The 25,438-nt window shown below is 71.4% G+C and carries 22 protein-coding genes and 2 pseudogenes; 11 read left to right on the forward strand and 13 right to left on the reverse strand.

Annotation, left to right across the window (positions count from 1 at the left end; genetic code table 11):
• The first annotated feature begins 4 nt into the window (after window positions 1-4).
• From AQJ91_RS21245 to AQJ91_RS21260, 5 genes are all read left to right on the forward strand, one after another.
• Window positions 5-1,612, forward strand: coding sequence for a TRAFAC clade GTPase domain-containing protein (locus AQJ91_RS21245; RefSeq protein WP_067023977.1), 1,608 nt, complete (start codon window positions 5-7; stop codon window positions 1,610-1,612).
• Window positions 1,609-1,731 (forward strand): hypothetical protein, encoded by a 123-nt coding sequence (locus AQJ91_RS57400; protein ID WP_267891226.1) that lies wholly within the window; start codon window positions 1,609-1,611, stop codon window positions 1,729-1,731. The genes AQJ91_RS21245 and AQJ91_RS57400 overlap by 4 nt, the downstream gene beginning before the upstream one ends.
• 71 nt (window positions 1,732-1,802) lie before the next feature.
• On the forward strand, window positions 1,803-2,465 hold the full coding sequence (locus AQJ91_RS21250; RefSeq protein ID WP_067023980.1) for a vWA domain-containing protein: 663 nt from the start codon (window positions 1,803-1,805) through the stop codon (window positions 2,463-2,465).
• A complete protein-coding gene (locus AQJ91_RS21255) occupies window positions 2,459-3,370 on the forward strand; it encodes a protein phosphatase 2C domain-containing protein (RefSeq protein ID WP_067023983.1) in 912 nt (303 codons plus the stop codon). The genes AQJ91_RS21250 and AQJ91_RS21255 overlap by 7 nt, the downstream gene beginning before the upstream one ends.
• Window positions 3,371-3,373: 3 nt before the next feature.
• Complete coding sequence (locus tag AQJ91_RS21260; RefSeq protein WP_067023986.1) at window positions 3,374-4,711, forward strand: serine/threonine protein kinase; 1,338 nt, start codon at window positions 3,374-3,376, stop codon at window positions 4,709-4,711.
• A 37-nt stretch (window positions 4,712-4,748) separates the two neighbouring features.
• Here the strand turns inward: AQJ91_RS21260 and AQJ91_RS21265 are convergent, their stop codons facing one another.
• The 3 genes from AQJ91_RS21265 to AQJ91_RS21275 all read right to left on the reverse strand — a co-directional run bounded on the left by AQJ91_RS21265 (window position 4,749) and on the right by AQJ91_RS21275 (window position 7,824).
• A complete protein-coding gene (locus AQJ91_RS21265; RefSeq protein ID WP_067023989.1) occupies window positions 4,749-5,069 on the reverse strand; it encodes a hypothetical protein in 321 nt (106 codons plus the stop codon).
• 24 nt (window positions 5,070-5,093) lie between these two features.
• The gene (locus tag AQJ91_RS21270; RefSeq protein ID WP_234382704.1) at window positions 5,094-6,530 is read right to left on the reverse strand and encodes a hypothetical protein; all 1,437 of its coding nucleotides are present in this window, start codon (window positions 6,528-6,530) and stop codon (window positions 5,094-5,096) included.
• Between the two features lie 220 nt (window positions 6,531-6,750).
• A complete protein-coding gene (locus tag AQJ91_RS21275; RefSeq protein ID WP_067023996.1) occupies window positions 6,751-7,824 on the reverse strand; it encodes a ketopantoate reductase family protein in 1,074 nt (357 codons plus the stop codon).
• Between the two features lie 38 nt (window positions 7,825-7,862).
• On the opposite strand from AQJ91_RS21275, the gene AQJ91_RS21280 reads away from it, so the two are divergent.
• On the forward strand, window positions 7,863-8,705 hold the full coding sequence (locus tag AQJ91_RS21280; protein ID WP_067023999.1) for an aldo/keto reductase: 843 nt from the start codon (window positions 7,863-7,865) through the stop codon (window positions 8,703-8,705).
• Here AQJ91_RS21280 and AQJ91_RS21285 read toward each other — a convergent pair.
• Entirely contained in the window at window positions 8,677-9,225 is a 549-nt protein-coding gene (locus AQJ91_RS21285) for a DUF1697 domain-containing protein (RefSeq protein WP_067024001.1), read from the reverse strand. The two genes, AQJ91_RS21280 and AQJ91_RS21285, sit on opposite strands and share 29 nt — an antisense overlap.
• Before the next feature lie 237 nt (window positions 9,226-9,462).
• On the opposite strand from AQJ91_RS21285, the gene AQJ91_RS21290 reads away from it, so the two are divergent.
• Window positions 9,463-11,727 (forward strand): MMPL family transporter, encoded by a 2,265-nt coding sequence (locus tag AQJ91_RS21290; RefSeq protein WP_067024004.1) that lies wholly within the window; start codon window positions 9,463-9,465, stop codon window positions 11,725-11,727.
• A gap of 329 nt (window positions 11,728-12,056) precedes the next feature.
• Window positions 12,057-12,800, forward strand: a complete 744-nt coding sequence (locus AQJ91_RS21295) for a hypothetical protein (protein WP_234382706.1) — start codon at window positions 12,057-12,059, stop codon at window positions 12,798-12,800.
• Here AQJ91_RS21295 and mgt read toward each other — a convergent pair.
• From mgt to AQJ91_RS21320, 5 genes and pseudogenes are all read right to left on the reverse strand, one after another.
• Window positions 12,791-14,042, reverse strand: a pseudogene (gene mgt / locus AQJ91_RS21300) (macrolide-inactivating glycosyltransferase). The gene AQJ91_RS21295 and the pseudogene mgt overlap by 10 nt on opposite strands.
• Window positions 14,043-14,064: 22 nt before the next feature.
• Window positions 14,065-14,844, reverse strand: coding sequence for a 23S rRNA (adenine(2058)-N(6))-methyltransferase Erm(O) (erm(O), locus tag AQJ91_RS21305; protein WP_067024010.1), 780 nt, complete (start codon window positions 14,842-14,844; stop codon window positions 14,065-14,067).
• Between the two features lie 304 nt (window positions 14,845-15,148).
• Window positions 15,149-16,429, reverse strand: a complete 1,281-nt coding sequence (locus AQJ91_RS21310; RefSeq protein WP_067024013.1) for an ABC transporter substrate-binding protein — start codon at window positions 16,427-16,429, stop codon at window positions 15,149-15,151.
• The gene (locus AQJ91_RS21315; protein ID WP_067024016.1) at window positions 16,429-17,262 is read right to left on the reverse strand and encodes a carbohydrate ABC transporter permease; all 834 of its coding nucleotides are present in this window, start codon (window positions 17,260-17,262) and stop codon (window positions 16,429-16,431) included. Before AQJ91_RS21315 ends, AQJ91_RS21310 begins: the two co-directional genes overlap by 1 nt.
• On the reverse strand, window positions 17,259-18,194 hold the full coding sequence (locus tag AQJ91_RS21320; protein ID WP_067024019.1) for a carbohydrate ABC transporter permease: 936 nt from the start codon (window positions 18,192-18,194) through the stop codon (window positions 17,259-17,261). The genes AQJ91_RS21315 and AQJ91_RS21320 overlap by 4 nt, the downstream gene beginning before the upstream one ends.
• Before the next feature lie 192 nt (window positions 18,195-18,386).
• On the opposite strand from AQJ91_RS21320, the gene AQJ91_RS21325 reads away from it, so the two are divergent.
• Entirely contained in the window at window positions 18,387-19,250 is an 864-nt protein-coding gene (locus AQJ91_RS21325) for a phosphotransferase enzyme family protein (protein ID WP_067024022.1), read from the forward strand.
• Between the two features lie 103 nt (window positions 19,251-19,353).
• Here AQJ91_RS21325 and AQJ91_RS21330 read toward each other — a convergent pair whose 3' ends face one another.
• Window positions 19,354-20,250, reverse strand: coding sequence for a LysR family transcriptional regulator (locus AQJ91_RS21330; protein ID WP_067024025.1), 897 nt, complete (start codon window positions 20,248-20,250; stop codon window positions 19,354-19,356).
• An 81-nt stretch (window positions 20,251-20,331) separates the two neighbouring features.
• Here AQJ91_RS21330 and AQJ91_RS21335 point away from each other — a divergent pair, with 81 nt between their 5' ends.
• Both AQJ91_RS21335 and AQJ91_RS21340 read left to right on the forward strand, forming a co-directional pair.
• On the forward strand, window positions 20,332-21,297 hold the full coding sequence (locus AQJ91_RS21335) for a DMT family transporter (RefSeq protein ID WP_067024028.1): 966 nt from the start codon (window positions 20,332-20,334) through the stop codon (window positions 21,295-21,297).
• Window positions 21,267-21,763: pseudogene (locus AQJ91_RS21340) on the forward strand (YbaK/EbsC family protein). Before AQJ91_RS21335 ends, AQJ91_RS21340 begins: the two are co-directional and overlap by 31 nt.
• 154 nt (window positions 21,764-21,917) lie before the next feature.
• Here the strand turns inward: AQJ91_RS21340 and AQJ91_RS21345 are convergent.
• From AQJ91_RS21345 to AQJ91_RS21355, 3 genes are all read right to left on the reverse strand, one after another.
• Window positions 21,918-22,640 (reverse strand): 3'-5' exonuclease, encoded by a 723-nt coding sequence (locus AQJ91_RS21345; protein WP_067024031.1) that lies wholly within the window; start codon window positions 22,638-22,640, stop codon window positions 21,918-21,920.
• 119 nt (window positions 22,641-22,759) lie between these two features.
• Window positions 22,760-23,998, reverse strand: coding sequence for an SAV2148 family HEPN domain-containing protein (locus tag AQJ91_RS21350; RefSeq protein WP_067024035.1), 1,239 nt, complete (start codon window positions 23,996-23,998; stop codon window positions 22,760-22,762).
• 102 nt (window positions 23,999-24,100) lie between these two features.
• Window positions 24,101-25,414 (reverse strand): copper amine oxidase, encoded by a 1,314-nt coding sequence (locus tag AQJ91_RS21355; protein WP_067024038.1) that lies wholly within the window; start codon window positions 25,412-25,414, stop codon window positions 24,101-24,103.
• Window positions 25,415-25,438 lie beyond the last annotated feature (24 nt).

Below are 25,438 nucleotides of genomic sequence, written 5' to 3' on the forward strand. Positions count from 1 at the left end.
TCGGATGAGCCTCTACTCTCCCGTCGGCTTCCTGCTCTCCTGGACCGCGTCCGTCGCCGTTCTGCTGTGCCTGGGCCGGGTGTTCTGGCAGTTCCTCGGCATCGGTGTGGGCGCCGTGTGGCGGGGGCTCGGGCCGTGGCAGACCGGGCGGCCGGACCGACGGGTGCCGGTCGTCGGGGCCGACGAGCCCGCTCGACTCGGCTACTGGTGGCGGCAGATGTGGGTGGACGCCGCGTCCGCCGCGGGCTACGGCATGCGCGTCATCTGGACGGCGCTGACCGACCCGTGGCTGGAGCGGTACGCGAAGAACCTGTTCCGCGGCCTGCCCGCGCAGGGCGGGCGCGAGTTCGTGGTGGGCAAGAGGATCCTGCGGGCCGTGTTCCTGGCGCCCGGCACCGCCCTGGGCGCCCTGCTCGGCGCCGCGCTCGCCACCGTCCTCCTCAGCACCGTACTGGCCGTGTTCGCGCTGCTGCTCGCCCTGGTGTGGCTGGGCTGTACGGCGGCCGTCCCCGTGCTGCGAGGCGTGGAGCGCGGGTGGATGCTGGCCCGGGGTGTGCGGGTCAAGTGCCCCTATCCCGGCTGCTATCGGCCCGTACCGCTGCCCATGTACCGCTGCCCGAACTGCAGGGCGGAGCACCGCTCGCTGCACCCCGGACGGTACGGCGTGCTGTGGCACGCGTGTGCGTGCGGGCACCGGCTGCCGACGACCCGGCTCGCGGGCCGCACGAAGCTGACGGCGCTGTGCCCGCACTGCGAGCAGTATCTGCCCCCGTCGGTCGGCTCCACCCGGGTCGTGCACGCGCCGCTGATCGGCGGCACCTCGTCCGGCAAGACGATGCTGATGGCGGCCATGGTGGAGGGGCTGCACGCGTGTGCGCGGCGCGGTGAGCTGGCGGTCGAGTACGCGTCGGCCGAGGACCGACGTACGGCCAACGACCTCAACCAGGACCTGAAGAGCACCGGTTGGGCGCGCGCGACGACGAGCACCCAGCCGCGCGCCATGATGCTGACGGTGACGTGCGGGCGGCGGCGCAGGCTGCTGTACTTGTACGACCCGATGGGCGAGACGGTGAGCGACGCCGAACGGGTGCGGGCCCAGCAGTACCTGGCGCACACGCACGGCGTGATCCTGGTCGCCGACGTGCTGGCGGACGCGAAGGTGCGTGGCCGGCTCGGCCCGGACGACGCCCGCCGGGCCCAGGACGCGCGTCCCTCGTCGCAGGGGCCGTGGGACACCTACCAGCGGCTGACCGGCGAGCTCGCGGCACTGACCGGACGGCGCTCCCGGCTGTCGGTGGCGACGGTCGTCACCAAGCGGGACGTCCTGGACCAGCTGGTGTCGCTGCCGGTGCCCGGCGCGCGGATCGACAGCTGGCTGGAGGAGATCGGTCTGGGCGGCCTGGTACGGGCGCTCGGGCACGACTTCCGGGCGGCCCGCTACTGGGCCGTCAGCGCCCACGCGGCCACCGGGACCGGCCCGTTGGAGAGCGAACAGCGGCGGGCCGCCGAGCCGGCGCTGTGGCTGCTCGCGGCCTCCGGGCTGAAGACCGGTGCGTCGGCCGGGCCGGGTGGCGGCACCGGCGAGCACGAGAGGAGGTACACCCCGGCATGACCCAGGTGACCCCACCGATCGCACGCGGACGGCGGATGGCGGCGGGCCTGTTCGTCACCGCGCTGGTGCTGACACCGGCCGCGCTGGCCCTGCTGGTGCGCTGGCTGCTGCTGCCCTGACCGACGACCACAGAAGACCTCGACCCGACTCCCGGAAAGGACACGGAGTGAGCGACATTCCCGGCGGGCCCATGGCGAACCGGCCGGTCCACTTCATCTGGCTGCTCGACTGCTCGTACTCGATGCAGGGCGAGAAGATCGCCAAGCTCAACTACGCGATCAGAGAGGCCGTTCCGGAGATGCGTGCGGTGGCGCACGACAATCCGGCGGCCCAGCTGCTGCTGCGGACCATCACCTTCTCCACCACGGCCCAGTGGCACCACCAGATCCCCGTCCCGGTCGACGACTTCACCTGGCAGGACGTCGAGGTGGACGGCATGACCAACCTGGGCGAGGCCCTCACTCTGGTCTCGCGTGAGCTGCAGAGCCCGCCGATGCCGGAGCGCGCGCTGAAGCCGGTGCTGGCGCTGGTGTCGGACGGCGGGCCCACGGACGACTGGAAAGCGGGCCTGAAGGCGATCGACGCGACGCCGTGGGGCCGCAAGGCGGTACGGGTCGCCATCGCGATCGGCCATGACGCGGACCGCGGGGTGCTCCAGGAGTTCCTCGGCAACCCCGAGATGCAGCCGCTGGACGCCAACAGCCCCAAGCAGCTGGCGGCGGCGATCCGCTGGGCGTCGACGGCGGCGGTGAAGGCGGCCTCGCAGCCGGTGGCGGGGGCGGCCGACACCCTGACGAAGCAGCCGTACGCGCCGCCCGTCCTCGACGACGACGATGACGACGACGTGTGGTGACGCTCGGGGTGCGGCGTTGGGACACGCTGGCCGACAGCGTCCAGGGCGTCGGCAAGCGGCGCAACCAGGACTGGTACGCCTGTGAGGGCGCCGGCTCCGGCGACGATCCGCTGGTGCTGGCGGTGGCGGACGGGCACGGCTCGGCCGCCCACGCGCGCAGCGAGCTGGGGGCGCGGTTCGCCGTGGACCGGTTCCTCGGGCGGGCGGCGGAGTTCGGCCGGGCGGCCCGCGACTGCCATGAACCGGGGCGGCTGGCCCGGCTGATGACGTATGCCCGGGACGACTTCCCGCGCGCGCTGGTGCACGACTGGCGGGAGGCGGCCCTGGGCCACTGGTCCCGGCACCGCCCGGTCGCCGACGACGGGGCGCCGGAGCCCGGAGCGGACCAGAAGCTGGTGCTGTACGGCACGACGCTGATCGGCGCCGTGCTGATGCCGTGGCTGTTCGTGGCCTGGCAGATCGGCGACGGCGACCTGGCGGTCGTCGAGCACGACGGCACCCTGCGCCGGCCGCTCGCGCCCGCCGAGGAGGACCTGGGCGACGAGACGGAGTCGCTGTGCGGGCCGCAGGCCTGGCGGGCGGTGCGGATGCACTGGGCGCCGGTGTTCGACCAGGCACGCACCCCGCGTCTCGTGGTGCTGTCGACGGACGGGCTGTCGAAGAGCTTCGCGTCGGCCGACGGCTACCGGGAGTTCGTCGACGGGCTCGACAACCGGCTGGCGACGGAGGGCAGTTCGGGAGTGCGGGCCGTGCTGCCCGAGTGGCTGCGGCAGGCCTCGCGGTACTCCGGGGACGACACGACGCTGGCGGCCGCGCTGCGGCACGCGCCCGCGGACGGCGCACGGGACGACCCGCCGGGCACGGCGGAGGAGCCCTTGGCAACGGAACAGAAGACGGAGACGTAGCGGATGAGCGGCATGCTCGACAGCGGGACGCGGCTGGCCGCGGAGCACGGCGACGAGGTCGAGATCCTCGGCATGCTGGGCGCCGGTGGCCAGGGCGAGGTGTACCGGGTCCGGACGCCGGGCGGGGAGATGGCCCTCAAGTGGTACTACCCGACGTGTGCGACGCCGGACCAGGAGGCGATCGTCCGGGAGCTGGTGTACCGGGACTTCGACGACGACCGGTTCCTGTGGCCGGAGGCGTATGTGCCGGCGCACCGCGGTTCGTTCGGGTATCTGATGGGGCTCAGGCCGGACCGGTTCAAGGGGCTGCCCGCGCTGTTCCGGCGCCAACTGCGCACCAGTACACGGGCGTTGCTGACGGCGTGCCTGTACACGGTGGAGGCGTACCAGGCGCTGCACTCGCGCGGTATCGCTTACCGGGACATCTCCTGGGGGAACATCTTCTTCGACCCGGACACCGGTGACGTGCTGGTCTGCGACAACGACAACGCGGTGGTGGAGGGGGACGCCAGCGGTATCTCGGGGACGATGGAGTTCATGGCCCCGGAGCTGGTGCGCGGCGATCCGGGCGCCCGCCCGGGCACCCAGTCCGATCTGCACTCGCTGGCCGTACTGCTGTTCATGCTGCTGATGAACCATCATCCGCTCAAGGGGAAGCGGGAGTTGGGCATCCACTGTCTGGACGAGGCGGCGGAACGCAAGCTGTACGGGAAGAGCCCGCTGTTCGTCTTCGATCCGCAGGACGACTCCAACGCGCCCGACCCGATGGAGCACGCCACCGTGCTGGCGACGTGGGACGCGGCGGCCGGAAAGCTGCAGGAGCTGTTCCGGCACAGTTTCACCGTCGGGCTGCACGAACCGGCGCGGCGGGTGCGCGAGTCGGAGTGGCGGGACGCGCTGCGGGCGGTGCTCGACTCGGTGGTGGAGTGCGCGTCCTGCGGGCGGCAGAACATGACCGAGCCGGGCGAGAACCCGCCGCCGCGCGCCTGCTGGGGGTGCGGGGCGGGGCTGGTGCTGCCGCCGCGGCTGACGGTGACGACGCCGCCGCCGCGCGCGGAGCACCATATCCGGCTGCGCCGGGCGGCCCGGGTGCAGGCGCACCATCTGCTGCCGGAGCCGACGCGGCACGACTGCTCGGACGTGAGCCTGGTCGCCGAGCTGGTCGAACACCCCGCCAAGCCGGGCCGGTTCGGCATCGCGAACCGCTCCAAGGACACCTGGACGGGCACCCGCTCCGACGGCACCCCGCAGCAGATCGGCCCCGGTCAGACGGTGCCGCTGCGGTCGGGCCTGGAGCTGGACCTCGGGGGCGGGGTGCGGGCGGTGGTACGGGCCAAGTGACCGCGGAGGGCGCCCCTGCGGGTGGGGGCGCCCTCCGTCACAGGCCGAGCATGCGGGTGATCTCCTGCGCCAGGGCGAGGCTGCCGCTGCCCGCCGCGACACCGATGCCGATGGTCTCCAGGGCGGAGCGGATACGGCCCCGGTTGGGGCTCTGCCCGTCCTGGCTGGCCTGGATCAGCTCGCCCCGGATGATCTCCGCCTGCGGGACGAGCGACGGGCGCTCCATGCTCGTCCGCTCGACGAGCTGGTCGGCGAGGCGCAGCAGGGTCCCCAGGTCAAAACCGTGGTTGACCTCGATGTGGCCGTTGTCGCCGATGTTGCTGGGACCGTTGACGTTGCCGATGTTGTACATGCTCATGTGCTGACTCCTGTTCCGGGCCGGTCAGGGCTTGGGCGGTGTTCCGCCGCCCGGCCCCGAAGGCCCGTTCCCCTGTGGTGCGTTCGGATGGTTGATCTGGTTGTTGTTGCCGATGTTGCTGGGACCGTTGACGTTGTTGATGTTGTAGGTCTGCGTGTTGATGATCTGCTGCGCCTTGTCGAACGAGCTGGTGTCGACGTGGTGGTCCTCCAGGAAGCGTTCGGTCGCGGTGAGTACGCCCTGTTGGAGCCGGTTCAGGAAGTCGGCCGCGTCGCTGCGCTCGTTGTGGCCCGCCTGTTCCCAGTCGGAGATCCGCTCGCGCAGGCTGTCGGGGGCGCCGTAGTCGTACACCAGATGCTGGTTGGTGATGTCCCGGCGCCACTTCTTCAGGTACTTCGTGCGCTTGCGCTGCCACCGGCCCCGCCCGCGGATGCGCCCGGGGGCGCCGCGCAGTTCGGGCCAGGTGTGCGAGGTGGCGTACCTGACGAGGCTCCACCAGTGGTCGAAGGGGGCCAGCGGCAGCTGGTTGACCCGGTAGAAGCGGGCGCCGAGCGGGGGTATCGCGTAGGTGGCGACCTCCCAGGTCAGGCTGGGCCGGTTGAGGATCGCGCGCAGGTACATGGAGACGATGATCCGTCCGCCCTCGCCGATCCGTTCCAGGCACAGATGGGTCCGCATGGCCGCGCCGGGGTTCTGCAGGCCCGCCTGGACGAGCTGCTTGGGGATCTGGGCGCGGGGCCGCCGGGTGCGGTCGGGCACCAGGTCGGGGAGCAGGTAGGCGTGGCTGCCGAGGACGTAGAGCCGGTTCCTGGCGCGCAGGCCGTCCAGGCCGGCGATGCTCTCCATCTGGCGGGCCACGTACGTGTGCAGGTCGACGGCGTCGAAGGGGCGCATCGTGAGCTTGCCGCCGCCCGGGGCCTCGGCGGGCTTGCTGACGTCGATGGGCTGCCAGACGGCGACCTTCCTGAGCACGGTGCCGCTGCCGACGAACGGCTTCTCGCGGGCCGCCTCGTCGGCGTACGGCAGGACGTTGGCGCGCTTGAGGTCGTGCAGCCAGGCCTCCGCCTCCGGTTCCACCGGCGGGGCGAGGTTCTCGGACTTCTCGGGGCTGGTGCGGAACACCTCGTGCGCGGCGGCGCGGGCCCGGGACTGTGCGTGGTGGACCAGCAGCCAGGCCGCGGCGAGGACGCCGAGCGGGCCGTAGATCCCGACCTGGGCGACCGAACCATGACCGCTGGCCAGGCCCCAGAGGCCGACCGCCAAGGAGACCGCCGACGCTGCGCAGAGTCCGGCCAGTTGGCGGTCCAGGGCGGCGCGGCGGCGGACGGCGACGCGGGCGTGCCGGGCGAGGGCCACGAAGTTGACGCCGAGGGTGAGGCCGATCGCGTCCAGCCGGTCGCCGGTGAGTTCGCCGTCCACCACCTGTGCGAACTCGTCGTCGAGGTGAACCGATGCGCACAACCGCCGCGTCACTCCGTCCTTGCGGTACTGCGGCAACGACGGTAACGCTCTGCCAGCCACGTGACCTGCCCCTTCTGCTGTTCTGCGGGCTTCACCCTAGGGACAACGGTCCCCGTTTGTCCCGAGGTTCGCCGAGTCGCCCCGAGGTGGGGTCAACCTGCTTGACAAGGGGCGTCCCCCGGTCGGGTGCGGGCGTGGGCGGTGGGTGAGCCGGCGCGGGTCAGTCGGTGTCCAGGGTGTGGCGGGTTCGGGGGCCGGGCGGGACAGGACGAGGGCGAGCGGGCGTTCCCGCGACCGCCTCGTCGGCCAGCCGCACCACTTCCGGCACCGGCATGTCCCCCGGCGCCCGCCGCTCGCGCGCGAAGGCGTTGGCGAGGTGCTGGAGCAGTTCGTTCAGCGGGGTGGGTACGCCGTGCAGGCGCCCGAGGAGCACGATCTCGCCGTTGAGGTAGTCGGCCTCGATGGTGCCGGTGCCACGGGTGAGCGACTGCCAGGAGGAGCCGCCGCCGCGCGGGGCGCCGTCGAGCGGTACGAGGGTGACCTTGTCGCCGCGTACCGCCTTCTGCTCCTCGGGGCTCACGTACGCGATCCCGGCCGCGTCGAGCACGGCCGCGCCCTCGGCCCGCACCAGGTCGAGCAGTGTCGCCGCCTCGTCGCTCGCCACCGGTCCGGTGACGGCCTCGAGCGCGTTGCCGAGGTTGCCGAGCAGCTTGGCGTACTGCCAGCGCGCGACGTCCTCGACGACCGGTGCCTCGAACGTCGACTTCTCCAGGTCGGCGGCGATCAGCCGGGCGGTCTCGTCCATGCCGTGCGGATACCGGCCGAGGTGCAGGATGCCGGTGAGCGGGGCGCCGGCGGCGGAGACGACGCCGGGTTCGACATACGTCGACGGCAGCCAGACGCAGACGCCGTACACCCGCCGGAACAGCCGCAGTGCGAGGCGCTGGCTCTCGACGCCGTTCTGGGCGCAGACCAGCGGCAGCCGCTCGGCGGCCGTCCCGCCGCCTGCGACCGGCACCGGACCCCAGGTCTGGAGGGCGGCCGCGCTGTCCTGGGTCTTGACGGCGAGGACGAGGACGTCGTCGGCGCGGAGCTCCCCGAGGGCGTCCGGCCCGTCGACGACCGGCGGGCGGCAGGTGCGCTCGCCCTCCGGCACCCTGATCCGCAGCCCGCGATCCCGTAGGGCCTCGAAGTGCCCACCGCGCGCGACGAGCACGACCTCGTGCCCCGAACCCGCGAGCCGTCCGCCGATGACGCCGCCGACCGCTCCTGCCCCGATGATGACGTAGCGCATGGGACGAGCCTCGCACAGCCGTGTGTAACCTTCATCAAATGATCCGGGAATCCTTCCTGCTCGGCGGCGAGCTGCCGGTCCGGCGCCTCGGCTACGGCACCGCCCAGCTCGCCGGCCCCGGCTACTGGGGCCCGCGCGGCGACGCCCGGGACGCGGTGGCGGTGCTGCGGCGGGCCGTGGAGCGCGGGGTCACGCTGATCGACACCGCGGACAACTACGGCCCGTCGATCGCCGAGGAGCTGGTGGCCGAGGCCCTGCACCCCTACCCGCGGGGGCTGTTGATCGCCACGAAGGGTGGTGTCGTCCGCACCAGTGACAGTGCCTGGTATGCGGACGGCCGGCCGGAGCGTCTGCGGGAGATGTGCGAGGCGAGCCTGCGGCGGTTGCGCCTGGGCACCATCGACCTGTACCAGCTGCACCGGCTCGACCCCGGTGTCCCGATGGCCGAACAGCTGGGCGCGCTGGACGAGTTGCGGGCCGAGGGCAAGATCCGGCACGTCGGTCTCGACACGGTCACCGCCGAACAGCTGCAAGCCGCCCTGGAGTTGACGTCCGTGGTGTCGGTCCAGAACCGGTACAACCTCCTGGACCGCTCCTCCGAGCCGCTGCTGGAGCTGTGCGAGGCGCGCGGCATCGCGTTCCTGCCGTGGTTCCCGCTGGGCAACGGGTCGTTGACGGCTGACCCGGTGTGCGCGGAGATCGCCGCCGCACACGGGGCGACGCCGGGGCAGATCGCCCTGGCGTGGCTGCTGCACCGCTCCCCCGTGCTGTGCCCGCCGCCCGGCACGGGCACGCTCGCCCACCTGGACGAGAACCTGGACGCCGCCGCCGTACGGCTCTCCGATGCGGAGGTCAGCCTTCTGTCATCTCCGCGAGTTTGAGCACGGTGTTCCAGTTTCGGCTGGTGGCGATCAAACCCTTGTTGATCCGGGGTCTCGACAGGATTTCGGCGAGCTTGGAGCGGCCGAGGCCGTTCGGGGCGTACAGGTACAGCGCGCGGTCGCCGAGCCGGAACTCCTCCGGCAGGTAGGCGGCCCGGTCGATCTCCGCGAAGCGCTCCTCCTCGACCGGTGCGGAGAAGTAGGTGACATGGAGCTGCTTGGGCTCCAGGTCGGCCGCCGGGAAGGGGCAGTTGTCGGCGATCGCCCTGAGGTAGGCGTGGTCGCGCACGATCACGTCGACGTCGAAGCCGAAGTGCTTCCGGATCGCCTGCGCGAGCTCGGCGGCCAGGGACTCCTCGTCGCCGTGGTCGGACGAGAACACGGCCTGGCCGCTCTGCAGGTAGGTGCGTACGCCGTCGTAGCCGAGGCCGGTCATCAGGGTGCGCAGGTCTGCCATCGGGACTTTTCTGCTGCCGCCCACGTTGATTCCGCGCAGCAGCGCCGCATACGTCGTCGTCATCCCGCCACCCTAAGGCGGCACCACCCCGTGCCCCCTGATCACCGTCCCTGAGAAGGTCCGGATAGATGTAAGGGACCACAGTCCTCCCCAGAGGGGAGAGCCCGGGGTCCGGTGGGATGAGTTCCGGCCGCGGTACTTCACCGGACAGCACGACGAGATGTCTTTATCCGGCTCATACCTTCGAAACGAAAGGTGGAGGCAGGGGGCCGCCACCGTTTACGAGGGGGCTTGCCCGTCATGGGGAACGGAGATTCGCGGGTACGGGGCATCGCCGCCCGGGCCGGCGGCTGGAGCGCCCGGCACCGCTGGGCGGCCGTCGGCATCTGGGTGCTGTTCGTCGTCCTGGCGATGGGACTCGGTTCGGCGGCGGGCCGGGTCGACGTCAACGACAGCGATCAGCTGAAGGGCGAGACGCGCACCGCCGCCCGGATCATCGAGGACGCCGGGATCGAGGAACCCGCCAGTGAGACCGTCCTGATCCAGGCGAAGGACGACGGGCTCAAGGCCACGGACGCCGCGTTCAAGGCCGCCGTCACCGCGGTCGTCGACGCGGTCGAGGGGACCGGCAAGGTCACGGACGTGACGTCGCCGTACGACACGCAGACCATCTCGAAGGACGGCCGCAGCGCACTGGTGCAGTTCGACATGCGCGGCGAGTCGGACACCGCGGGCGAGCGCGTGGAGCCCGTGCTGAAGGCCGTCGAGGGGGTACAGGACGACCACGAGTCGCTGCGGATCGAGGAGATCGGCGGCGCCAGCATGATGAAGACGTTCGACGACGCGTTCGGGGACGACTTCCAGAAGGCCGAGTACTCCGCGGTGCCGGTGGCCCTCGGCATTCTGCTCATCGCCTTCGGCGCGCTGGTGGCGGCGCTGCTCCCGGTGCTGCTGGCGGTCACCGCGATCATGGCGACGATGGGCCTGATGGGCGTCGTCAGCCATGTGATGCCGATGAGCGAGACCGCCAACTCCGTGATGCTGCTGGTCGGTCTGGCCGTGGGCGTCGACTACTGCCTGTTCTATCTGCGCCGTGAGCGTGAGGAGCGCGAGGCCGGACGGGACGCCCAGACGGCGCTGCGGGTCGCCGCCGCGACCAGTGGCCGGGCGATCATCGTCTCGGGTGTGACGGTGTGTGTGGCGATGGCGGGCATGCTGTTCACGGGGCTCGCCGAGTTCGAGGCGATGGGTCTGGCCTCGCTGATGGTGGTGGCGGTCGCCATGGTCGGGTCGGTGACGGTGCTGCCCGCGCTGCTGTCCCTGCTGGGTGAGCGGGTCGAGAAGGGCAAGATCCCCTTCCTGCACCCGGCCAGCCGCTTCCGCCGCAACCGTGGGCGCGCCAACCGGGAGAGCCGGTTCTGGACGGCGGTGCTGAAGGGTGTGCTCGCGCGGCCCGTGATCTCGGTGGTCGTGGCGGCCGGTGCGCTGCTCGCCATCACGGCTCCGGCGGTCGGCATGAAGACCCAGCAGCTCACCCTGGACCAGGAGTTCGGCGACTCGCTGCCCATCGTGCAGACGTACAACCGGCTCAACGATGCCTTCCCGGGCGGCTCCGACCCTGCTGAGGTGGTCGTCAAGGCGAAGGACATCAACGCTCCCGAGGTGAAGTCCGCGCTCGCCGACTTCCGTGAGCGGGCAGTCAGTTCGGGCGCCTCGCGCGGTCCGGTGGAGATCAAGCTGCACGACGCGCAGAACCTCGCCTTCGTGTACGTCCCGCTGGTCGGCGGTTCCGATCTCGACAAGGCGGGCGCGAGCCTGGACAAGCTGCGCGACGACGTGCGGCCGGCCACGCTCGGCAAGGTCGACGGGCTCGAGGCGCCGATCACCGGACAGGTGGCCGGTTCGAAGGACTTCAACGACCAGCTGGGCGGAGCCGTCATCCCGGTCTTCGTGTTCGTCGTGGTCTTCGCCTTCCTGCTGATGCTGCTGTCGTTCCGCTCGCTGACGATCGCGGTCACCTCGATCGTGCTGAACCTGCTGTCGGTGGGCGCGGCGTACGGCATCCTCGTCGGTGTCTTCCAGCACGGCTGGGGCGCGTCCCTGGTGGGCGCGGAGGGTGTCGGCGCCATCATCGCCTGGCTGCCGCTGTTCCTCTTCGTGATCCTGTTCGGCCTGTCGATGGACTACCACGTGTTCGTGGTCTCGCGGATCCGTGAGGCGCGGCTGCGGGGCCGTACGACGAAGGACGCGATCCAGCACGGCGTGGTCACCACGGCCGGGGTCGTCACCAGTGCCGCGGTCATCATGGTCGCCGTGTTCGCGATCTTCGGCACGCTGTCCATGCAGTCGATGAAGCAGATGGGCGTGGGCCTCGCGGCAGCGGTGCTCATCGACGCGACGATCATCCGGGGCGTGCTGCTCCCGGCGGTGATGGCGCTGCTGGGCGAGCGGAACTGGTATCTGCCGAAGTGGCTGAACCGGCTGCCCGACCTCACGCACGACGAGACGCCGGAGGCGGTGACGCACGAGGCGCGGGACGACGAGGGCGAGCGGGTGACCGTCTGATTCCGTCCCTCCGTTGAGGGGCCCGTCGGTCACAGGGGAACCGACGGGCCCTTCGTTTTCATCTAGTTGACCGACCCGGGCACGTTGTCGATCGCGGGGGAAGGACAACACATGGACAGGCGCGGTCTGTTGAAGGGCGTTCTCGCGGGGGCGGTGGCCGGGCCGGCCGTCGGACTGGTGGGCGCGGGCCCGGCGAGCGCGGCGCCGGCGCAGTTCACGTCCTTGTCGGGGACGTCAATTCGGGCCGGATCTTCCTCTTCGACCGCAACAAGCCGTTCACCGACGCCAACTTCAAGTGGTCGCTGAATCCGGCCGGCTCGGGCCACCCCATGGAGCACCGCTTCCGTGACACGAACGGCGACGGACAGATCCTGCTCGCCGTGACGGGCACGCCGACCAGCGGCACGGCGAGCATCTACCGGCGCCGCGACAAGAAGAAGCTGTGGCAGGCGAACGTCCCGAACTACCCGCACGCCGTCGAACGGGCCCGCGGCACCGGGATCCTGGTGGTCGCCGGGCGCAGCCACGGCAGCGGCGGCGGCTCGGCCACCGGCGGCAGCCTGCACGTGTTCCGGCCGACCACCAGCCACAGCGGCTCGCTGGTGAAGGCGGGCAGCCCGGTCCCCTTCCACCAGGCGCACGGCCTGCTGTGGGACCCGCAGCTGGAGCGGATGTGGGTGACGGGTGGGAAGCGACTCACGGCGTACCGCATCGTGACGACGGCCGGCTCGGCCAAGCTGGTCGAGGACACCGACCGCCGCGTGGACGCCTTCACCCGGGCCCACGACCTGCAGCCCGACTTCCAACGCCCGGGGCGCCTGCTCGTCACCGACACCTACGGTGTCTACGCCGTCGACAAGGCGACGATGCGCAAGAGCGCCCCGCTGCACACCCGCCGGCTGGTGAAGTCGTACGTGCACCACTCGTCCGGCGAGCAGATGTGGACGGGTGCCGTGCAGGGCGGCAACGCCTTCGGCACCAAGTACGTCCACTTCAATGTGAGCGGGGTCGCGCGTGCGCGGGCGGGGGCGATCACCTACAAGGCCCGTCTGGAGACCCCGAACTACCTCTGACGGGAGTCCAGTTCGGTCTCGATCAGGTCGGCCGCCCGCTTGGTCCCGCCCTCCGTCGCCATCCCGGCCTGGATCTCCTCGAGCCGCCGGGCGACCTCGGGGTCGTCGACGAGTGCGAGGGCGGCTTCCCGCAGGGTCTCGGCGGTGGCCTCCTCCGTCGGGACGTGCCGGGCGACGCCCAGGCCCTGGAGCATGTCCGCGTTGCCGAACTGGTCCACGGCCTGCGGTACGGCGATCATCGGGGTGGCGGTGGCCAGGCCCTCCTGGCTGCCGCCCGCGCCGGCGTGGGTGACGAACAGGTCGGCCTGTTTGAGCACCGCCAACTGCGGGACCCAGGACCGTACTTCGACGTTCGCGGGTACGTCCCCCAGCTCGGCCGGGTCCACGCGCTTGCCGATCTGGAGCACCAGGTGCCAGCCCGGCAGGTCACCGAAGGCCTTGACGCACTCCCGGTAGAAGTCGGGCAGGTTGGTGAAGGCCGACCCCAGCGAGACGAGCACCACCTTCTCGACGCCGACGGGCCGCTGCCAGTCGCCCTCCGCCGTGCGGTCGCCCTGGCAGGCGCCGACGAAGGTGTACACGCTCTCGTCGACCCGGTCGGCGTTCGGCTGGAGCGCCCGCGGGATCAGGACGAGGGAGCGGTGGGGCCGGCCGACGAACGGGTCGGGGTGCCGGGTGATCCCGTTCTCCTCCAGCCAGGCCTGGAAGCGGGCGTAGTAGGCCTGCCCGCGCTCGGTCCTCTTCGGCTCCGCCCACATGGGCTCGGCGACCTCCTCCTCGTAGCCCTCCCAGGCGACGAGGTTCGGCGAGAGCGATATCGCGGGCACGCCCCAGCGGTGGGCGAGGACGCGCGCGGGGTACGCCGTGATGTCGTGCAGGACGAGGTCCGGCTCGTCCCCTTCGTACGCCTCGGCCAGCTGCGGCAGCGCCTGGATGGCGTCGCCGAGGAACAGTTCGACGTGGTCCAGCAGCTCGGTGCCCCACGCCGCCGGGTCGTCGTCGGGCCGGGGCAGGGTCGAGTTCCACAGCTTCGGTTCGGCGCCGGTCTCGGCGATCTTCTCGGCGAACAGCGACGGGATGGCGTACGTGACCCGGTGGCCGCGGGCGACCAGCTCGCGGATCACCTCGATGCTGGGGTTCACGTGGCCGTGGGCGGCGATGGAGAACATGGCGATGTGAGCGGGACTGGTCATGCCGTCGACAGTAGGCGAGACGAGACGTCTCGTGCAACCCATTTCGGATCCGCCGGCGCCTTGCCTGCCCGTCACGGCGCCAGCACCTCGTACAGCCGCAGCCATCGCTCCGGCGGCACCTGCCCGACGAGCACCCCCGGATCGAGGCGCGCCGCCCGGAACGCCGCGTCCACCCGGCGCCCGGGGTGGGCCCGGCGCAGCGAGGCGTGCAGCGACCCGCCGACCCCGGAGAAGCCCAGCTCGACGAGGTGCCGCCAGCCCGCGAGGCCGGCGGGGTCGAGGAGCGGGGTGGGGCGGCGTTCGATGCGCATGACGCCGGCGTCGACGCGCGGTACGGGACGGAAGCGCGTCCGGCCCACCCGGCCGACCAGCCGCCAGTCGTGACGCGGCCAGCTGCGCACGGTCAGCAGGGTCCAACTGCCGTAGTCCCCGGTGCGTTTGCGGGCGTACTCGAGCTGGGTGAGCAGGGTGGCGTCGGTGAGGGCGGGGGCGCGCAGACACCAGTCGACGATGGCGGCGGTACGCGAGAAGGGCACGTTCCCGGCGACGGAGAACGGCGTGCGCGGTGGCCGGGCGGCGAGGAAATCGCCGGCGACGACACTGACATGGGGCGCGTCGGAGAAACGTCCGCGCAGTCCGGGCACGAGCCGGCTGTCGATCTCGTAGGCGCGCAGCTCGGCACAGCGCGGGGCGAGCCACTCGGTCAACGCCCCTTTTCCGGCGCCCACTTCGAGCAGCAGAGGGGCCGGCCGTCCGTGCGGGACGGCGAGGTGGGCGAGTCGTTCGGCGGTGGCGCGGTCGGCGAGGAAGTTCTGCGAGAGCGCGCGGGAGGTACGGGTGGGGCGGGCCATGGCCTGCGGTCCTTGTCGTCCGTGACGGGCATACGGGCAGCCGAAGGCCCCGACCGGAGACTGAAGAAGGACGCGCCTGGCCGGCGCGCACGCGTCGGATGCGTGCGCGCCTCATGGCGTACGTCGAGAAGGGGGCTCCGCCGTCAGCGGAGGTGACACCCCGGGCCGGTCAGGGCACCAGGGCCGCGACGCATCCGGATGGAGTACGTGCAGCCCCGGCCGAGACCGGAGATGTTGATCGCGTTGAAGGCTCCCACGTACGGCACGCTAGGCGGGGCCGGGTGACGCGGACAACCGAATTACGTCAGCGCTGGTAGCGGGCGAGCACCAGATTGCCGTCCTCCTCCAGGCGTTCACGCAGTTCACCGAGGCCGATGGCGCCGCTGTAGTACTCCTGGAAGGCGGGCGTGGCGACCTTGTCCTTCCACTCCGGGTAGCCGCGGACGGACTGCGCGGGCGCCGACCTCAGGTGCTCGGCCAGCGCCGTGCCCGTCGCCCAGTCGTTCTTCGTGGTGTGCAGCGCGGGGTCCTTCAGCGCCTCGATGCCCGTCGGCAGCATCCAGTCCCCCAGCGCCAGCCGCACCATGTTCTCGGGCCGCAGCAGGAAGTCGATGAACTCGGCCGCCTCCTGCTGGTGCGGGCTGTCCTCGGCGACGGACAGCGTCTGCGGGCTGACGCCCTGGGTGAGCCCGTCGACGCCGGCCGGGGCGGGCAGCACCTGCCAGTCGAAGCCCTCCGGGGCCTGCTGGACGATCTGCTGGCGGTACGAGAAGCCGAGCGGGACCATCGCGTACCTGCCCCCGAAGAAGCCGGGCAGGGTGTCGGAGCCGCCGCTGCCGAGGGTGGTCGGCGAGGCACTGCGGTCGGTGTTCGCCTGGTCGTGGATCGTGCCCGGGACCGTCCCGTCGGCCGCCTCGAAGCGGACGGCCACCTTGCCGTCGGTGCCCCGGTGGAAGAGCTGTCCGCCTGCCGACAGGGAGAGGTTGAGGGTGGCGGAGACGGGTTCCTTCAGCGGCCAGGCGACGCCGTACTTGCCGTCGCCGCTCAGTTGCCGGGTGACGCTCCTGAACTCCGCCCAGCTCCAGGGCCGTTCGGGGGTCGGGATCCGTACGCCGGACTCCTTCAGCCACTCGGCGTTGGCGACGAACACCCGAGGCTCCTGGAGGAACGGCACGCCGTAGATCCCGTCGCCGAAGGTCGCCGTCTCCCAACTGCGCTGCGGGATGTCCGACCTGAGCCGCTCGGACAGCAGGTCGGTCAGATCGGCGAGGTAGCCGCCGTAGGCGAAGTCCGCGAGGTCGTCGGAGGCGTCGTGGATGATGTCGGGGGCCTCGCCGCCCTCGAAGGAGGTGAGGAGCTGGTCGTGGACGCTGTCCCAACTGCCCTGGACGTACTCGACCTTGACATCGGGGTGAGTGGCGTTCCACTCCTTCACCAGCTCCTTGTTGGCCTCGACGGACTCCTCCTGCCAGGCCAGGGACTGGAAGCGGAGGGTGATCCGGCCGTCCGACGAGGAGGTGCCGCCGCCGGTGCAGCCCGCCAGCAGGACCATGAGAACGAGGGGGACGATCCATCGTGTGCGCATCAGCTCTTCACCGCCCCGGCGAGCATGCCGCCCGTGATCCGCCGCTGGATGACCGCGAAGACGACGAGGGAGGGCAGGGTCGCGAGGAACGCCGCCGCTGCCAGCGGGCCCAGGTCGGCGACGCCCTCCGCGCCGATGAAGTGGGTGAGGACGACCGGCAGGGTCTGCTTCTCCGGGGTCTTCAGCAGCACCAGCGCGAAGAAGAACTCGTTCCACGCGGTGACGAACGCGAACAGCCCCGTCGCCACGATCCCCGGCGCGAGCAGCGGCGCGGTGACCGACACCAGCGTCCGCCCCTTGCCGGCCCCGTCGACGGCGGCCGCCTCCTCCAACTCGGCCGGAACCGCCCGGACATAGCCGACGAGCATCCACAGCGCGAACGGCAGCGCCCACACGACGTACACCATCACCAGCCCCGGCACGGAGTTGATCAGCCGCAGGTTCTTCAGCACCAGGAACAGCGGGATGATCACCAGGACCAGCGGGAACGCCTGGCTGACCACCACCCAGCCGGTCGCGCCCTTCGCGAGGCGGCTGCGGTGGCGGGCCATGACGTAGGCCATCGGGGTCGCGACGAGTACGGCGATCAGGGCGGCGCCGAGCGCGGCGATCAGGGAGTTCGACGCGGCGCGCAGCAGGGGCTGTTCGTCGAAGGCCTGGCGGAAGTTGGCGAGGGTGGGGTCCTCCGGGATCCAGGTGGGGTGCAGGCTGCCCAGTTCGCGCGGCGGCTTGAAGGCGGTGGAGATCAGCCAGAGGAACGGGAAGGCGAGGAACACGAGATACGCCAGCAGGGCGGCGTACTGGCCGGTGCGGCCCGCAGTGCTGGTCCTCATGCCCGGTCACCGCCCCGCAGCCGCCCCACGAGGATGAGGGCGAGGAGCACCGAGATCAGCGCGACCATCACACATCCCATCGCCGCCGCGTAGCCGAACTGCCCGTAGCGGAAGGCCTCTTCGTAGGCGAAGAGCATGGGCAGGCGGGTACGGCCACCGGGTCCGCCGCTGGTCAGGACGTAGACCAGGGCGAACGAGTTGAAGTTCCAGATGAGGTTGAGCGCCGTGATCGACAGGGCGACCGGCTTCAGGGCGGGCCAGGTGACCGTGCGGAAGCGGCGCCAGGCGCCCGCGCCGTCCATCGCGGCCGCCTCGTGCAGTTCGCGCGGGGTGTTCTGCAGCCCGGCGAGCAGGGCGACCGTCGTGGTGGGCATGCCCGCCCAGATCCCCACGACGATGACGGCGGGCAGGGCGGTGGCCAGGCCACTGAGCCAGTCGCGGCCGTCACCGAGGCCCAGGTCGCGCAGGGTCTCGTTGAGGATGCCCGCGTCCGGGTTGTAGACGAGCCGCCACATCACGCCGACCACGACCTCGGGCATGGCCCACGGGACGATCGCGAGGGCCCGGGCCAGCCATCTGAGGCGCAGGTCCTGGTTGAGGAGGAGGGCAAGGCCGAGGGCGAGCAGGAACTGCGGGACAGTCACACCGACGGCCCAGACCAGGCCGATCCGGAACGACTCCCAGAACAGCGTGTCGTGCAGCAGGTCCAGGAAGTTGAGGCCGCCGATCCACCGCGTGGACTGGGTACGGCCGGACTGTGCGTCGGTGAAGGCGAGCAGGATGCCGTAGAGCAGCGGCCCGACGCTCAGGACGAGGATCGGGATCAGCGCGGGCAGCACCAGGAACCAGGCCCCGCGGTCGACGACCCGCCGCTGCCGGCCCGCGCGCGGCACACGCGGGGCGGGTCTCCTCACCTCGGTCGCCGATGTCACGGAATCAGCCCCTTTGCGCGGCTCGGGTGGGCCCCGTCATGGTCGTGACCGCGCCCCGCGCCGTCAAGGCACCGCGCACACGGTCCGACCTGTGCGAATGCGACACTGACCGGCGGATGGCGAGAACTCGACGCCGGTCCCGAAGGCACGCGAGGACTGCGAGGACTTCCACGACGGCAGGGAGGCCGGAGGATGGACGAGGCACAGGCGCGGGACGTACTGGCCGCGGCGGGAGTGCTGACCGGCCCGGCGCGGGACGCGCGGCTCCTCGCCCTGGGCGAGAACGCGGTGTTCGCCGCCGGTGACCTGGTCGTCAAGGTGGGCCGCGACCCGGAGCTGCTCGACCGGGCGCGGCGTGAGCTGGACGTCGCGGTGTGGCTGGCCGAGGTGGGGGTTCCCGCGGTGCGGGCCGCCGATCCCAGGGCGCTGCTGGTCGAGGGGCATCCGGTGACGGTGTGGCATCGGCTGGGCGATCCCGTACGGCCCGCCGGGCCGCGGGATTTGGCCGAACTGCTACGGGTCGTGCACGCGTTGCCCGCGGCGCCTTTTGAGTTGCCTCGCCGTGAACTGCTGGGTGGGGTGGAGCGGTGGCTGCGGCTTGCGGGGGATGCGATCTCGGCGGAGGACGCGGCGTATGTGCGGGAGCGGCGGGATGGGTTCGCGGTGGCCGCGGGGGCGTTGACGCCGTATCTGACGCCGGGGCCTGTTCATGGGGATGCGCTTCCCCGGAACGTGCATGTGGGCGCCGAGGGGCCTGTGCTGGTTGACCTGGAGACGTTCTCTGCGGATCTGCGTGAGCATGATCTGGTGGTGATGGCCCTGTCTCGCGATCGGTATGGGATGCCCGCGGAGGCGTACGAGTCGTTCGTCGAGGCGTACGGGTGGGATGTGCGGGAGTGGGAGGGCTGCGGTGTGCTGCGCGGGGCCCGGGAGACGGCCAGTTGTGCGTGGGTGGCTCAGCATGCGCCTGGTAATCCGAAGGCGCTGGTGGAGTTTGAGCGGCGGGTGGCGTCGTTGCGGGAGGAGGATTCTGCGGTGCGGTGGTATGCGTTTTGAGCGCCTGGTGGGTGGGGGCTTGATGTTGTTCGGCGGCTGAAGGCTGGATGTGGCTGGTCGCGCCCACGCGGCGGAGCCGCACACCGATACAGCCCCGCGCCCGTCAGGCCCGGATTGTGCTCGCGGCGTTGTGCAGTTCTGTCAGGACTGTGCGGACCGCCTTGCGTGCCGTGCGTTCGGGGCGGTGGATTACGTCGATGTGGCGTCTCGCCTGTACTCCGCTCAGGGGTCTGAGGACGAGTGCCGGATGTGGGCGCATCGTCCAGCGGGGCATGAGGGCCAGGCCGCCGCCCGCTGCCACCACCTCGGCAACTACCGCGAACTCATTGATGCGGTGGGCCAGTTGGAGGTGGCGGCCTGCTGCGGCCGCGATCGCCTCGATAGTGGCCAGGACCGGGAAGCCTTCGTGCACGGTGATCCAGGGCTCGTCGGCCACGTCCCGTGGGGTGACCCGGCGTTTGGCGGCGAGTGGGTGGTCCACGGGCATGGCCACGTCCAGCGGCTCGCGCAGGAGCGTCGTCGCTGTCACCGTGTCCGGCCAGGGCGGGGCGTGGTCCAGGCGGTGGGCCAGGACCAGGTCGTACTCGCGGGTGAGGCGGGGGAAGTCCTCCTGCGGGACGTCCTCGTCGACGAGTTTCGGGACCGGGCCGCCCTGTCCGGCCAGCCCTCGTAGCAGGAGCGGGAAGAAGGCCGTGGCGGCGCTGTGGAACGCGGCCACCGACACCTCTCCGTCCGGGCGGCCGAGGAAGTCCTCGACGCTGTGCCGGGCCCGCGCCAGCGCCGTCTCCACGTCCGCCGCCGCGCCCGCCAGCGCCTGCCCGGCGTCGGTCAGGGCGAGCCGGCGGCCCTGGCGTTCGGTGAGCGGTACGGGGATCGTGCGCTGGAGCAGTCGTAGCTGTTGGGAGATCGCCGACGGGGTGACCAGCAGTGCTTCGGCGACCGCGGTGACGCTGCCCAGTTCGCCGAGTTCCCGCAGGATGCGCAGCTGCCGTTCGTCCATGGTGACAGTGTAGGTCTGCTAAATGATCGTTTAAGAAGGTGGTACTGGGCTTCATGGTGTTCGCCGGTGCACCGTAGGCGGGTGTCCGACGTCCGCCGTACCGATGCGGTACTCCTCCTTGTCGCGCTCGTCTGGGGCTCCAGCTATCTGTCCGCCCAGACGGCCACCGCCGCGCTGCCCGTCGTGCTGGTGCTGTTCGCGCGCTACGCCCTGTCCGCGCTCGCCTGTGTCGGTCTGGTCTCCGTCCGTCGGGGGGCGCGCCGGTTCAGCCGTGACGAACTGCGGGCCGGTCTGCCCCTGGGGCTGACGCAGGCCGCGGTCCTGGTCGTCGAGACGTACGGCGTCGCCCACACCAGCGCCGCCAACGCGGCTCTCATCATCAGCCTGACCATCGTCCTCACCCCGCTCCTCGACCGCGGCGGCCGCGGTCCGCTGCCCGTCTCCTTCTTCGCCGCCGCCGGTGTGTGCGTCCTGGCCGTCTGCCTGCTGATGGCCGGCAACGGCTTCCAGGCTCCGCGCCTCGGCGACCTGCTGATGCTCGGCGCCGCGCTGGTGCGGGCCGTGCATGTCGTGCTCGTCGGCCGCCTCACCGCGGGCCGGGCGATCCGTCCGCTCCAGCTGACGACCGTGCAGACCCTCGTCGGCACGGCCCTGTTCCTGCCGGTCACGGCCCACGACCTGCCGACGCTGGCCCGCGCCGACCCGGCGACCTGGACGCAGCTGCTCTATCTCGCCCTGTTCTGCAGCGTGTTCGCCTTCCTGGCCCAGACCTGGGCCGTGCAGCGCAGCTCCGCCAGCCGGGCCAGTCTGCTGCTGGGCTCGGAACCGGTCTGGGCCGTCGCGGTGGGCATCGCCCTCGGCGGCGAACACCTCACGCCGCTGACCGGTCTGGGCGCGGCCCTGATGGTCGCCGGCACGTACTGGGGCCAGGCGGTGGAACGCGCCCACCGCACCCCGCCGCCGGCTCAGCTCTCCACGCCCACCCCAGCCAGCCCCGTCACCGAAGAGGACCCCGCATGCCGTCCCACGACACTTACGAGCACCTGATCTCCCTGCTCGACGCCTCCTCCGTCGACTACCGCTCATCGACCACGAGCCCGAGGGCACCACCGACAAGGTCTGCGCACTGCGCGGGCACCCGATGTCGGAGGCCGCGAAGTGCATCGTGCTGCGGGTGAAGGTGGACCGGCGTACCACCCGCCACGTCCTGGCGGTCGTGCCCGGCGACCGGCGCGTGGACCTGGACGCCGTCCGGGAGCTGTTCGCCGCGCGCTACGTCGGCTTCAGCGACGCGGAGACCGCCGAACGCCTGGCCCGCGCCGTCCCGGGCACGGTGCTGCCCTTCGCCTTCGACCCCGACCTCGAACTTGTCGCCGACCCGGACGTCGTCGCCCAGCCGAAGCTGTACTTCAACGCGGCCCGCCTCGACCGGTCCCTGCTCCTCTCGGGTGCCGACTACGAGCGCGCGGCCAAGCCGAGGGTGGAACGCATCGCGGGGCCCGTGTCGGTGTGACAGGGAGGGCGCCGGCGCGCAGGAGTCGGACGGCGTCGGCCTCCGCGCGGCGGACGGCGCCGCCAGGACTCGGCCCGCCCAGCCGGCCGGCCGCTCATCGCTCGGTCCGCGCGCCCCGCCCCGCCGCCCGGCCCCAGCCGGCGCCCCGGCGAGCTCACACCGGCTCGTCCGCCGGCTCCCGCAGTGGCCAGATGCCGTCGATCACCGCGTCCGTCTCGCCCTTGCGGCGCAGGAAGCTCTGGAAGTCCGCCGCCCACTCGGCATACCACTCGATCTGGCGGCGGTGCAGTTCCGCCGGGCCGAGGGCCGCGACCTTGGCGTGGCGAACGGCTATCGCGCAGGCCAGCCGGGCAGCGGCGAGGGCGTCGGCGGAGGCGTCGTGGGCGGCGTCGAGTGTGATGCCGTACTCCTGGCAGACCGCTTCGAGGTTGCGCTTGCCGCGTCGGTAGCGGTCGACGGCGCGGTCGATCGTGTACGGGTCGATGACCGGGGCGGGGTCGATGCCGCCGAGGCGGTCGCGCAGGGACGGCAGGCCGTGTCGCCGTAGCTCGGCGGAGAGCAGGCTCAGGTCGAAGGCGGCGTTGTAGGCGACGACCGGCACGCCCGTCTTCCAGTACGTGACGAGGACGTCCGCGATGGCGTCCGCCACCTCGTCGGCCGGGCAGCCCTCCGCGGCCGCGCGTTCATTGCTGATCCCGTGCACCGCGACCGCGTCCGCCGGGATCTCCACGCCCGGGTCAGCCAGCCATTGACGGTGCCCCATGGGCTGCCCGTCCCTGACCTCGATCACGGCTCCCGTGACAATGCGCGCCTCGCTCGGATCCGTCCCGGTCGTCTCCAGGTCGAAGCCGATCAGCAGCTCCCGGTGCCAGCCCATGGGCCGTCCCCCTTCTCGGTGGTGCTTCCCCCAGTGGTCTCCACCTTCCCATGCGCCACTGACAATCAGAGGACCGCGTTCCGCTTACGGCGGCGGCATCCACCAGAACATGGGGCAGGTCAGGACACCGGCCGCGAATCAGCCCACATCAGCTCGAACTCCTCGCGGTACGTGGGGAAGAGCCCGCCTTCCTCCATCACGTCCGACTTGACCAGCTTGTTTCCGTTCCGCAGGACCAGCACCGGCGCCTCCAGGCCCCTCGTCCGCCGCAGATACGACTGCACCACCGCGACACCGTCCGAGCCGTCCCCGTCGACGAGGTACGCCGTGAAGCGGGGCGTCTCGTCGAAGACCTGGATCTCGAAGGCGCCGGGATCGCGCAGGCGCGACCGCACCCGACGCATGTGCAGGATGTTCATCTCGACGGCACGACTCAACTCCCCGCGCCTGATGCCGAGTTCACGCTCACGCCGCTTGACCGAGCTGGAGGCCGGGTTGAGGAACAGCAGCCGCACCCGGCAGCCGGACTCGGCGAGCCGCACCAGCCGGCGGCCGGAGAAGTTCTGCACGAGCAGGTTGAGGCCGATGCCGATGGCGTCGACGCGGCGGGCGCCGCCGAAGATGTCCTCGGCGGGGAACTGGCGCAGCAGCCGCACCCGGTCGGAATGGACGGCGACCACGTCGGCGTACCGGTCGCCGACCAGGTCCTCGACCGCGTCGACGGGCAGCCGGCGTGCGGAGGGCACGTCACCGCCCGCGCCGAGTATCTCCAGCAGCCGCGCCGAGGCCCGTTCGGCCTGGCCGAGGACGGCCTCGGACAGCGCCCGGTTGCGAGAGACGATGTTCCGGGTCACCTCCAGCTCGTCCAGGGCGAGTTCGACGTCCCGGCGGTCGTCGAAGTACGGCTCGAAGCACGGCCAGTGCTGCACCATCAGCTCGCGCAGCTGCGGCAGCGTGAGAAAGCTGAGGACGTTGTCGTCGGCCGGGTCGAGCAAGTAGCCCTTGCGGCGGCTGACTTCGCGGACGGCGACCGCCCGCTGCACCCACTCCTGGCCGGCGGGTCCGGCCGCGGCCACCACCCAGTCGTCGCCGTGGACGGGTTCGTAGATGGGGCGCAGGACGGCGGCCACGACGGCGCGCAGCCGCTGTTCGACGAGGTTCAGCCAGATGTAGGCCCGGCCGGCTCGCTGGGCGCGCGTACGCACCTCGCGCCAGGCGTCGGCGTCCCAGTCCAGTTCCGGCCCGATGGAACCGGCGTCCATCGGCCGGGCCAGGGACACCGTGCCGGGCGGGACGTCTGCGGAGTTCCCCTCGTGACCCTCGTCACCAGGGGGCAACTCCAGCCCTCCCGAGCCCACCCGCGCACCGCCTTCCGCTCCCCCGAGCTCTCCCCGTCTCAACGATCAAGGAAGGGTACTCCGGGAGCGGTCGGCGGTGCAGCCGGATGGACAGGTCGTTTCTCAACTACGCGGTCGCCAGTGGCCGTTCTGCCAGCCGACCTCCGCGGGAGTGAGCGGATTCATAGCCGTGACGTCCCGCGGGGCGATGGAGAATCCCTGCCAGTGGATCGGCATGGGCTGCTGGTCCTCGTCCCGGGCTATGTGGTGGAAGCCGACGTTCATCCAGACCACCGGGTGCGTGAGGGCCTGGCCGTTGACCCACTTGTCGACGTTCTGGGGGTGGTTCGTCGCGCAGCCCGGGTTGTTGCTGGCGAACAGTTCGCACTTGTTGTACTGGGTGACATAGAGGTCGCGCTTGGTGAAGCCGCGGCCCGGGTACTTGGTGGTGACGCCGGGGACGATCTCGTACGAGCGCGGGTGCCTGTCCTTGTTCTTGCCGGTCGCGCTGACCACCCGCCACCAGCGGTAGGCCTTGGAGTCGCCCGCGAGCTCCTTGGTGACCTTGGTGCGGGTCGTCTTGATCGTCGAGGCCTGCTGGCCCTGGGCGGGCGCGGTGACGGCCGAGTCGTACTGCTCGACGCGGTTCTTGGTGGAGCCGTCGAGGGCGAAGTCGAGCCGCCAGAAGACGTTGTGGCTGTGGCTGGTGGCCTTGGCCTTGTCGCCCTTGCCGATGGGCCAGCCACGGCCGTCGCCGGCGTCGTAGTCGTCGTAGGAGAGGCTGCCGGTGGCGCCGACGTTCATGGTGATGGTGCCGTCGTCCTGGAAGCGCCACTCGGTCATGTACTCGTACCAGCCGACCTGGTTGACGGTGTACACGAGGAGGTCCTTGCCCTGGGCCTGGTAGACCTTGTTCGCGCTGTCGCCCTGCATGCGGTAGGCGTGGCCACGGGAGCGGGTGGTGGTGCACAGGCCCTTGACGTTCGGGTCCTCCGTGAAGGCGTCGGGGACCTTGACGGTCTTGATGGTGCCGCCGGGGCACTCGCCCGGTGCCAGGTTCATCAGGCCCTGGGCGAAGTTGAAGCCCGTCAGGTCGTCGTACTCGACGCTTCCGTCGTCGTACGGGACGTGGATCTGACCGAGCCGGGCGCTGTTGAGGACCTTGATCCGCTTGATCTCGCCCTTGGGCCGGTAGGAGATGTCGTTCAGGACGAGTCCGGCGAGGCTGTCGTAACGCCAGCACATCCGCCAGGTCGTGCCGCTGGAGAGCTTCTGCTCGATGCGGTACGCGGCACTGCAGTCGGCGGCGGCCGCGGGGGCGGCCTTCGGCTGGGCGGTGGCCGGTCCCGCGCCGGTCGTCACACCGGCGGCCAGCGCGGCCACGGACAGGCCGACGGCCGTCCGCGCGCGGGCACGGCTGATTCTGTTGACGTGCATGAAGAAGTGGCTCCCTTGCAGGAG

This window comes from Streptomyces dysideae (assembly GCF_001514305.1).
In the GTDB taxonomy this organism is placed as follows: domain Bacteria; phylum Actinomycetota; class Actinomycetes; order Streptomycetales; family Streptomycetaceae; genus Streptomyces; species Streptomyces dysideae.

What these genes read in the sequence shown, in the direction of transcription:
- AQJ91_RS57400 (WP_267891226.1), top strand. Translation starts at nt 1,609, where the DNA reads ATGACCCAGGTGACCCCACCGATCGCACGCGGACGGCGGATGGCGGCG.
- AQJ91_RS21315 (WP_067024016.1), bottom strand. Translation starts at nt 17,262, where the DNA reads ATGAGGACCAGCACTGCGGGCCGCACCGGCCAGTACGCCGCCCTGCTG.
- AQJ91_RS21330 (WP_067024025.1), bottom strand. Translation starts at nt 20,250, where the DNA reads ATGGACGAACGGCAGCTGCGCATCCTGCGGGAACTCGGCGAACTGGGC.
- AQJ91_RS21245 (WP_067023977.1), top strand. Translation starts at nt 5, where the DNA reads ATGAGCCTCTACTCTCCCGTCGGCTTCCTGCTCTCCTGGACCGCGTCC.
- AQJ91_RS21265 (WP_067023989.1), bottom strand. Translation starts at nt 5,069, where the DNA reads ATGAGCATGTACAACATCGGCAACGTCAACGGTCCCAGCAACATCGGC.
- AQJ91_RS21250 (WP_067023980.1), top strand. Translation starts at nt 1,803, where the DNA reads ATGGCGAACCGGCCGGTCCACTTCATCTGGCTGCTCGACTGCTCGTAC.
- AQJ91_RS21275 (WP_067023996.1), bottom strand. Translation starts at nt 7,824, where the DNA reads ATGCGCTACGTCATCATCGGGGCAGGAGCGGTCGGCGGCGTCATCGGC.
- AQJ91_RS21280 (WP_067023999.1), top strand. Translation starts at nt 7,863, where the DNA reads ATGATCCGGGAATCCTTCCTGCTCGGCGGCGAGCTGCCGGTCCGGCGC.
- AQJ91_RS21345 (WP_067024031.1), bottom strand. Translation starts at nt 22,640, where the DNA reads ATGGGCTGGCACCGGGAGCTGCTGATCGGCTTCGACCTGGAGACGACC.
- AQJ91_RS21295 (WP_234382706.1), top strand. Translation starts at nt 12,057, where the DNA reads ATGGAGCACCGCTTCCGTGACACGAACGGCGACGGACAGATCCTGCTC.
- AQJ91_RS21260 (WP_067023986.1), top strand. Translation starts at nt 3,374, where the DNA reads ATGAGCGGCATGCTCGACAGCGGGACGCGGCTGGCCGCGGAGCACGGC.
- AQJ91_RS21310 (WP_067024013.1), bottom strand. Translation starts at nt 16,429, where the DNA reads ATGCGCACACGATGGATCGTCCCCCTCGTTCTCATGGTCCTGCTGGCG.
- AQJ91_RS21355 (WP_067024038.1), bottom strand. Translation starts at nt 25,414, where the DNA reads ATGCACGTCAACAGAATCAGCCGTGCCCGCGCGCGGACGGCCGTCGGC.
- AQJ91_RS21285 (WP_067024001.1), bottom strand. Translation starts at nt 9,225, where the DNA reads ATGACGACGACGTATGCGGCGCTGCTGCGCGGAATCAACGTGGGCGGC.
- AQJ91_RS21290 (WP_067024004.1), top strand. Translation starts at nt 9,463, where the DNA reads ATGGGGAACGGAGATTCGCGGGTACGGGGCATCGCCGCCCGGGCCGGC.
- AQJ91_RS21325 (WP_067024022.1), top strand. Translation starts at nt 18,387, where the DNA reads ATGGACGAGGCACAGGCGCGGGACGTACTGGCCGCGGCGGGAGTGCTG.